10 protein-coding genes are annotated in these 7,423 nt (G+C 58.3%); 7 read left to right on the top strand and 3 right to left on the bottom strand.

The window, feature by feature from the left end; translation table 11 throughout:
* The 4 genes from glyA to Q0L62_RS12800 form a co-directional block, all read left to right on the top strand.
* Positions 1-831 (top strand): serine hydroxymethyltransferase (gene glyA, locus Q0L62_RS12815; protein WP_296680485.1); only part of this gene is annotated, 831 nt, incomplete at its 5' end.
* 4 nt (positions 832-835) lie between these two features.
* The gene (locus Q0L62_RS12810; protein WP_296680483.1) at positions 836-1,036 is read left to right on the top strand and encodes a hypothetical protein; all 201 of its coding nucleotides are present in this window, start codon (positions 836-838) and stop codon (positions 1,034-1,036) included.
* Between the two features lie 6 nt (positions 1,037-1,042).
* Positions 1,043-1,504: a transcriptional regulator NrdR gene (gene nrdR / locus Q0L62_RS12805; RefSeq protein ID WP_296680480.1), complete on the top strand. Its 462-nt coding sequence runs from the start codon at positions 1,043-1,045 to the stop codon at positions 1,502-1,504.
* Entirely contained in the window at positions 1,488-2,222 is a 735-nt protein-coding gene (locus Q0L62_RS12800) for an RNA methyltransferase (protein ID WP_296680472.1), read from the top strand. The genes nrdR and Q0L62_RS12800 overlap by 17 nt, the downstream gene beginning before the upstream one ends.
* Here Q0L62_RS12800 and Q0L62_RS12795 read toward each other — a convergent pair.
* Positions 2,208-2,459 (bottom strand): hypothetical protein, encoded by a 252-nt coding sequence (locus Q0L62_RS12795; protein WP_296680469.1) that lies wholly within the window; start codon positions 2,457-2,459, stop codon positions 2,208-2,210. The genes Q0L62_RS12800 and Q0L62_RS12795 overlap by 15 nt on opposite strands.
* On the opposite strand from Q0L62_RS12795, the gene Q0L62_RS12790 reads away from it, so the two are divergent.
* The 3 genes from Q0L62_RS12790 (at position 2,458) to Q0L62_RS12780 (ending at position 4,246) form a co-directional block, all read left to right on the top strand.
* Positions 2,458-2,595: a hypothetical protein gene (locus Q0L62_RS12790; protein ID WP_296680467.1), complete on the top strand. Its 138-nt coding sequence runs from the start codon at positions 2,458-2,460 to the stop codon at positions 2,593-2,595. The genes Q0L62_RS12795 and Q0L62_RS12790 overlap by 2 nt on opposite strands.
* A gap of 231 nt (positions 2,596-2,826) precedes the next feature.
* Positions 2,827-3,441: a 30S ribosomal protein S4 gene (gene rpsD, locus Q0L62_RS12785; protein ID WP_296680463.1), complete on the top strand. Its 615-nt coding sequence runs from the start codon at positions 2,827-2,829 to the stop codon at positions 3,439-3,441.
* Between the two features lie 151 nt (positions 3,442-3,592).
* Positions 3,593-4,246: a nitroreductase gene (locus Q0L62_RS12780; protein ID WP_296680487.1), complete on the top strand. Its 654-nt coding sequence runs from the start codon at positions 3,593-3,595 to the stop codon at positions 4,244-4,246.
* 35 nt (positions 4,247-4,281) lie between these two features.
* Here the strand turns inward: Q0L62_RS12780 and Q0L62_RS12775 are convergent, their stop codons facing one another.
* Positions 4,282-6,285: an alpha/beta fold hydrolase gene (locus Q0L62_RS12775; RefSeq protein ID WP_296680460.1), complete on the bottom strand. Its 2,004-nt coding sequence runs from the start codon at positions 6,283-6,285 to the stop codon at positions 4,282-4,284.
* Between the two features lie 112 nt (positions 6,286-6,397).
* On the bottom strand, positions 6,398-7,192 hold the full coding sequence (locus Q0L62_RS12770; RefSeq protein ID WP_296680457.1) for a class II aldolase/adducin family protein: 795 nt from the start codon (positions 7,190-7,192) through the stop codon (positions 6,398-6,400).
* Positions 7,193-7,423: the final 231 nt, after the last annotated feature.

Below are 7,423 nucleotides of genomic sequence, written 5' to 3'. Positions count from 1 at the left end.
CAAGATGACGAACAGCTGGACATGGAGCAAGTTGAGCGACTGGCGCGTGATCACAAGCCAAAACTAATTATCGCCGGTGGTACAGCCTACTCCCGAGTATGGGACTTCGAGCGGTTTCGCGAAATTGCGGACCAGGTCGGCGCTTGGCTGATGGTGGATATGAGCCATTTTTCCGGTTTGGTCGCCGGCGGTGCCCACCCATCCCCATTTCCTCATGCTCATGTAGTGACGACCACGACTCACAAGTCGCTTCGCGGTCCGCGCTCGGGTGTGATCCTGACCAATGAGGAAGATCTCGCCAAGAAGTTCAATTCCGCGGTTTTCCCTGGCCTGCAGGGTGGCCCTCTGGTCCATGTCATTGCAGGAAAGGCGGTTGCCTTTGGCGAAGCGCTGCGGCCCGAATTCAAAGCCTATGCCGCACAGATCGTTGCAAATGCTCGCGCGTTGGCCAACAGCCTTTCCGATAACGGCTTGCGAATTGTTTCAGGCGGTACCGACAATCACCTGATGCTGGTTGATCTGACCGCCAAGCAAGTAACTGGAAAAGCAGCTGAAAAGGCGCTCGACCGGGCGTGGCTTACCTGCAACAAAAATGGTATCCCTTTTGACACACGTTCACCCTTTGTCACGTCGGGTATACGGCTGGGGACCCCTGCCGGAACTACTCGTGGATTTGCTGAGGCCGAGTTTGCCGAAATCGGGCAACTTATCGCGCAAGTGGTGGACGGAATGGCCCGAAACGGCGATGATGGCGATGGCCAGGTCGAGCAGCGCGTGCGCGGCCAGGTCGAAGCGCTTTGTTCGCGTTTCCCGATCTATCCGGAGGTTTGATAACATGAGTGATAATCTGCTTCAGGACGCCAAGGAAGAAGTCACCGGCATGGCCAAGGAAGGAATGCACCATCCTTCGACCAAGCCTGTCTTGACGGGTGCCGCGGTCGGCGCGGTGGCAGCTGCAATTCTGCCATTGGTCACATGGCCAATTGGCTTGGTAGCTGGCGCAAGCTTCATGTTGTACAAGAGGTTGCGTCCGTAACTTCCTATGCGTTGCCCATTTTGTGCACATGATGACAGTCAGGTGAAGGATTCGCGTCCCACCGAGGACAACACCGCAATCCGCCGCCGCCGGCAGTGTGAGCGCTGCGGTGCGCGCTTTACTACATTCGAACGCGTGCAGTTGCGGGAAATTAGCGTCATCAAGACCGACGACGCACGCGAACCATTCGACCGGGCCAAGATTGAACAGTCCGTCACTCTGGCCTGTCGCAAGCGCGGGATCACCCAGGAGCAAATTGGCCAGTTGGTCTCCGGCGTGCAGCGGCAAGTCGAAACACAGGGCGAAAGCGAGATTGCCAGCAGGGCCATCGGCGAAATGGTGATGGACGGCCTGCGCCAACTGGATGCTGTTGCCTACATTCGCTTTGCCAGCGTGTACCGTGATTTCACCGAAGCGCGCGACTTCGAGGAGTTTGCCAGCTCGGTGCGTGATGCCGTCAAGCACTGACCGCCGCCCGATCATCGTGCTGGTCCGTCCGCAATTGGGCGAAAATATAGGCAAAGCGGCACGGGCGATGCTCAATTTTGGCCTCACCGAAATGCGCCTGGTTGCCCCTCGCGACGGGTGGCCCAACCCATCCGCCGGTCCAGCCGCAGCCGGCGCTGACAAGGTACTGGGCGCGGCAAAAGTGTTCCCGACGCTGGCCCAGGCCGTTGCGGACTGTGCCAACGTCTTTGCCACGACGGTCCGCAAGCGCGGCGTGACCAAACCGGTACTTACGCCCGAGCAAGCAGCACACGCCGTTCGTGTCGCTCCCGGCCGTTCAGCCTTTGTGTTCGGACCGGAGCGCTCTGGGCTTGAAACCGATGACGTTGCACTGGCCCGTGCCATCATCACGGTGCCGATCAATCCCGCGTTCGGATCGCTCAATCTGGCGCAGGCGGTTATCCTGTGCGCTTACGAATGGTCAAAGGGCGCGGTGCTGGAACAGCCACCGCGCGAAGATTTGCTGCCCCCAGCCCCGCAGGAAGAACTTGAAGGCCTGATTGCGCATCTTGAGGCTATGCTCGAGCCAAAGGACTATTTCTTCCCGGAAATCCGTGCCGAAGTGACTCGCCGCACCCTGCGCAGTCTGCTTACCAAGCCAGGCTGGAATCATCTTGAAATCCGAACGATGCGCGGGGTCTTGTCAGCACTGCAGCGCAAAGGTTCACGCCGCCAATAAATCAGCCATTATTTCAGGGTTTTCAGCACGGTGATGCTGGCGCGCTAACAGATTTGCGGTATCGCTGTGCTGAACCACCATCATTATTCGGATAATTTTCATGCGATATACAAATGTTATACTTCTGCTTGTGACTGCGGCGGTACCGGGCGCCGCACATTCCCAGTCAAATGATACAGCTTCAGCGGCAACGACGACGCTTGCCCAACAACCTGCTGCGAAGAAGCGTTGCCGCATGAACCCGCAAATCGGCTCAATCCTGGTCAGCCGCGTCTGCCACACTGCTGAAGAATGGGCCAAGATCGATCGCGCCCAGCAAGAACGGGTCGTCCAGCCAGTCGACTCGCAAAGCGCCAGACGGCCGGTCGAGTGAAACTAGCGAGTTAGCCCGCGCCGCGCAGTAGCAGCAGGGACCAAGGCAGGCGCCAGCGTGCGGCCCTTGCGCTTGACCCCGACCGGGCTTGCCGCTATGCGCGCGCCTTCGCAATTGAGCGGGCACTCCGGTGAAGCCTGGCTCGCATTCCGTAACTGGCGGGATGGTGCGGTTCCGGACCAGAAGCCTGGGCGTCTGCCCGGGTATGCAAATTGAAGGACACGACGCGCCATGTCGAAGCGCAATTCGTCGAAGTATAAAATTGATCGCCGTATGGGCGAAAACATCTGGGGTCGTCCCAAGAGCTCGGTCAACCGCCGCTCTTACGGTCCCGGCCAGCACGGTCAGCGCCGCAAGGGCAAGCTGTCGGACTTCGGTATCCAGCTGCGCGCCAAGCAGAAGCTCAAGGGCTACTACGGCGATGTCACGGAAAAGCAGTTCAAGCGCACCTACCAGGAAGCTTCGAAGATGAAGGGCGATACGGGGCAGAACCTGATCGGCTTGCTCGAACAGCGCCTGGACATGGTGGTGTACCGCGCCAAGTTTGCGCCGACCATCTTTTCGGCCCGTCAGGTCGTTTCGCACGGTCACATTTATGTGAACGGCGTGAAGTGCAACATCGCCAGCCGCCGCGTTCGTCCCGGCGACATTATCAGCCTGGGCAACAAGGCCAAGGAAATGGCGCTTATCGCTGAAGCACAGAGCCTGGCGGAACGCGAAGTGCCCGATTACGTGGCGCCCGACGGCACTGACAAGATCACTTTCGTGCGCGTGCCTTCGCTGGATGAAGTGCCTTATCCGGTGAAGATGGAACCGAACCTGGTGGTCGAGTTCTACTCGCGCTGATCTGGCTTTCTGCCAAAACACATCAAGGGCGGTCCTGCGGGGCCGCCCTTTTCGTTTGAGACGGTGGGACAGGCGTTGCTCAACTTAACCGATCGGTTAAGACGAACAGCAACGATTCGGGGAGAGTGCCGTGCAGTTCGACGAAGTGATCATGGGGCGGCGTTCGACTCGCGGCTATCTTGATAAGCCAGTGCCGCGCGAACTGCTTGAGGAAGTCCTGGCACTCGCCATGCGCGCGCCTTCATCGATGAACACCCAGCCCTGGCATTTCCACGTCATCGGCGGCGAAGTGCTCGACCGGATCCGCGCAGGAAATACCGAGCGAAATCTGGCCGGTATTCCCCACAGCCGAGAGTTTCGCACCGGGCACGCCTTTGAAGGCGTCCACCGCGAACGCCAGATCGGTGTCGCCAAGCAGCTGTTCGCCGCGCAGGGCATTGCCCGCGATGACAAGGACGCCCGGCTCGACTGGGTATTACGCGGCTTTCGCCAGTTCGATGCCCCCGTCTGCGTGATCATCACCTATGACCGTGAACTGGCCGACAGCGATGATACCGCTTTCGATTGCGGGGCGGTTACAACCATGCTGGTCAATGCCGCCTGGTCACGCGGGCTGGGCTGTGTGATCAACAGCCAGGGGATCATGCAAAGCCCGGTGGTGCGCGAACACGCCGGTATTCCCGACGATCAGGTGATAATGAAGGCCGTTGCACTTGGCTGGCCGGACGAGAGTTTTCCCGCCAATGCGGTCGTTTCAGAACGCAAAAGCGTAGCCGAAGCCGCGCGGTTCGTCGGCCTTGATTGAGGCTGGCTGGCTGGCTGGCTGGCGGCCAACCGCGTTCAATTCGCGGGCAGCCCCATCGCTTTGCGAAGGAATGCGTCGCTTTGCGATAGCAGTCTTGTACGAGCGGCGGAATCGTCGAGATAATGATCCAGTCCGGTAAACTCGACATATTCAACTGATTTGCCCGCGTCTTTCAGTCGTCGTTCCATGAGCCGCGATTCCGACACGTCGACATTCAAATCGCGATCACCATGGAACAACAGGACAGGCGCTTGAAACGCGGTGGCGTGCCGCGCCGGAGAACCTTCAGCCACGTGAGGACCCGTGCCAATTCTTGCGCTCAACTGTTTGAAACTGGACTGATTGTAGCTTTCGCTACGAAGTTGATCGAAATCTGTAACAGGAGCAACGGCAACCACAGCCTTATACAGCCCGGGATCAACCACCTGCGATTGCAACGCTGCATATCCGCCGTACGACCAACCAACGATCGCCAGTTTGTCCGCATTGGCAAGCCCGTCCTTGACCGCCCAGCGAGCCGCATCGTCAATGTCGCTGATTGCCCTGCGCCAAGCCTGAAATCCATTCGATCCGAAAAAGGCGCTGCCGAAACCGGTTGAACCGCGGTATTGCGGCTGAATAACCGCGTAGCCCCGCGCTGCATAGAATTGCACCAGCCAGTCAAATCCCCATTCGTCCCGCGCTTCCGGGCCGCCGTGAGGCATGATTATTGTCGGAAGATTTTTGCCAGCGCTGTTCAGAGGCAGTGTGACATAGGCCGGTATCATTGTGCCATCGGCTGCGGGAAATCGAATGGGCTTCATTGCGGACAAAGGGATAGTGTTCAGCAAGGGACGCAGTTCGAGAATTTCTGCTAGTTTCTTGGTCGATTTGTCAAACAGGTAGTACTTGCCTGGGTCGGTATCGCTGCCCACGCGCAAAACCAGCTTTGTTTCGTCTTGCGATGCATCAATGAAGTCAATCTGGCTTTTGCCTGGCAAAGCCTTGTGAAAGGCCGTAGCCAGGCGCGCAAGCTCGGGGTCGAAATAGTCTGCGGTGCGGTAGTCAGTTGCATAGCTGACCCCCACCACACGCTTCGATCGGCCGACAGTCATCAACGAATCGACGTCAATCCCCGGCTTGGAAATCACCAGCGCAGGCGCCGTGCCGCTGCCATCAAGGGGAACCTTGTACAGCGCGGAGTAGCCGTTGTGATCCTGAAAACCGTAGGCCACGTTGCTGGTTGGGTCGACCGCCACAGGGCTGAACCCGGACGCCGTGCCCGATGGATTCTGGACGACTTTGGAAAGATCGATCCAGTTATCTGTACCTGGCTTGCGATACCGGTAGGTCATGGTATCGCCCGCGTATCCGGTACCGTCCGTTTCCCTCAGGCCAATGATGCGTACTGCACCGCGGCCATCGGATACAAAGGCTCCTACAGTCATTTTGGGTTGTTCGACGATCGCTTCTTTGCCGGTAAGCGTATCGACTCGGACGACGCCGACGCCTTCCCGATCAACCCTGATGATCGTACCGGTCGTCATTTCGGGCACGAATTGCTTGATCATAAGGATCGAACCGTCGGTTCCGCCATTATAATCTATGATGTTTCCGCCATAGGTGCTGCGGTACATTGCAGTCATGCCCTGGCTAATCACGATAACCTTGGCTTGCGTACCATCGACATTGATGGCCACGTTTCGGGTGAACGCCGAGATATCTTTCGATTTTCCGTCGACAAACCACAGTTTGCATAACAGGCGCGAATTGCTGACCCAGTCACATCCGGTAATCTGCTCGCTAATCCCCTTGGAGGTCAGCGCCAGTCGCGGAGGCGACGAACCGTCGGCGCTTAGTACGGTGACCGCTTCGCCGCCATTGGGCCGCGGGATGACCAGGGCAAGCTGCTTCCCATCCGGGGAAATTCCGATGTCGAGTACGTTTTCACGCGCTCCAAACGCTTTTGCCGCGTCGAAAGTTGCAGTAGAGGTTTGTGCACTTGCCGAAGGTGCAAGAATACTTGCCGCAAGAAGACTTAAGCAAAGCGGCCGCATCATGTATTTTCCTTCACATTTTGCGAAGGAATAGCTTTACGACTTGCGATTGCAAGCTTTACCAGCAAGTTAGAATGCAGACGGCAGAGCACTGCCGCCGATCTTTTTTGCAATTTCAATCCCGGAACGAAGGGTCGATCCGATCAAGTTTGCGCAGCAGGGCGGGCCAGGCAAGCCCGCGCGATACCATGGCCATGCCGCCGGCCGGGGTCTGGGTTTCGACCTTTTCCGGGGTTCCCTGCGGCGGGTTGTACAGCCGGTCATAGCCGGCACTCAGCATCTTCACCTGAGCATCGCAGGCACGTTCCAGAAAATAGAGCCGCAGGAAACAGTCGGCCACGCTTTCCCCCACTGCCAGCGTGCCGTGGTTGCGCAGGATCATGGCATTCTTTTCGCCCAGATCTTCAACCAGGCGCTCACGCTCTTCCAGGTCGGTCGCGATGCCTTCGTATTCGTGGTACGCGACATTGTGCAGCGCAATCATCGCCGTCTGGGTGTGCGGCAGCAGCCCGAACTCCATCGCGCTGACTGCCTGGCCCGCCGGTGTGTGCAGGTGCATTACTGCATGGGCGTTGTCGCGCGCCATGTGGATTGCCGAATGGATGGTGAAACCGGCGGGATTGACCGGATGGCTGGTTGGCACCACCGGCTGCCCTTCTACATCGATCTTGACCAGCGAAGAGGCCGTAATCTCCTCAAACATCATGTCATAGGGGTTGATCAGGAAATGATGGTCCGGCCCCGGTATGCGCGCCGACAGGTGCGTAAAGATCAGGTCGTCCCACCCGTACAGCGCAACCAGGCGATAAGCTGCGGCCAGATCGACGCGGATCGCCCATTCCTCTGCGCTGACGGCGCCGCGGATATGGTCGTCATTGGCGACAGTGGCGGTGTTTATAGTTGCAGCCATGATCGGGCTCCTTGATCGTCCGGATTTGCTTCGACACTTAAAATGCTCTGCTTCGCGATAGAGGTCAAACCAAAGGTTTGGCTTGGACCGCGCCCATCGGCCAAGGCTTAGGCTCTGCTCCGGGAACCGCGCGGTGCGGATCCTTGTTTTGGGGAAACACCGGCCACAGCAATTGCTGGCCCAGCGTTGCAGGCGGCAGATTTTCCACGCCGTAGCTTTGCGGATAAAGGC

It is taken from the genome of Novosphingobium sp., assembly GCF_024642085.1.
Lineage (GTDB): Bacteria > Pseudomonadota > Alphaproteobacteria > Sphingomonadales > Sphingomonadaceae > Novosphingobium.
This window is presented reverse-complemented; position numbering and strand designations above follow the sequence as displayed.

What these genes read in the sequence shown, in the direction of transcription:
- Q0L62_RS12795 (WP_296680469.1), bottom strand. Translation starts at nt 2,459, where the DNA reads ATGCGGCAACGCTTCTTCGCAGCAGGTTGTTGGGCAAGCGTCGTCGTT.
- Q0L62_RS12780 (WP_296680487.1), top strand. Translation starts at nt 3,593, where the DNA reads ATGGGGCGGCGTTCGACTCGCGGCTATCTTGATAAGCCAGTGCCGCGC.
- nrdR (WP_296680480.1), top strand. Translation starts at nt 1,043, where the DNA reads ATGCGTTGCCCATTTTGTGCACATGATGACAGTCAGGTGAAGGATTCG.
- Q0L62_RS12810 (WP_296680483.1), top strand. Translation starts at nt 836, where the DNA reads ATGAGTGATAATCTGCTTCAGGACGCCAAGGAAGAAGTCACCGGCATG.
- rpsD (WP_296680463.1), top strand. Translation starts at nt 2,827, where the DNA reads ATGTCGAAGCGCAATTCGTCGAAGTATAAAATTGATCGCCGTATGGGC.
- Q0L62_RS12775 (WP_296680460.1), bottom strand. Translation starts at nt 6,285, where the DNA reads ATGATGCGGCCGCTTTGCTTAAGTCTTCTTGCGGCAAGTATTCTTGCA.
- Q0L62_RS12770 (WP_296680457.1), bottom strand. Translation starts at nt 7,192, where the DNA reads ATGGCTGCAACTATAAACACCGCCACTGTCGCCAATGACGACCATATC.
- Q0L62_RS12800 (WP_296680472.1), top strand. Translation starts at nt 1,488, where the DNA reads ATGCCGTCAAGCACTGACCGCCGCCCGATCATCGTGCTGGTCCGTCCG.
- Q0L62_RS12790 (WP_296680467.1), top strand. Translation starts at nt 2,458, where the DNA reads ATGAACCCGCAAATCGGCTCAATCCTGGTCAGCCGCGTCTGCCACACT.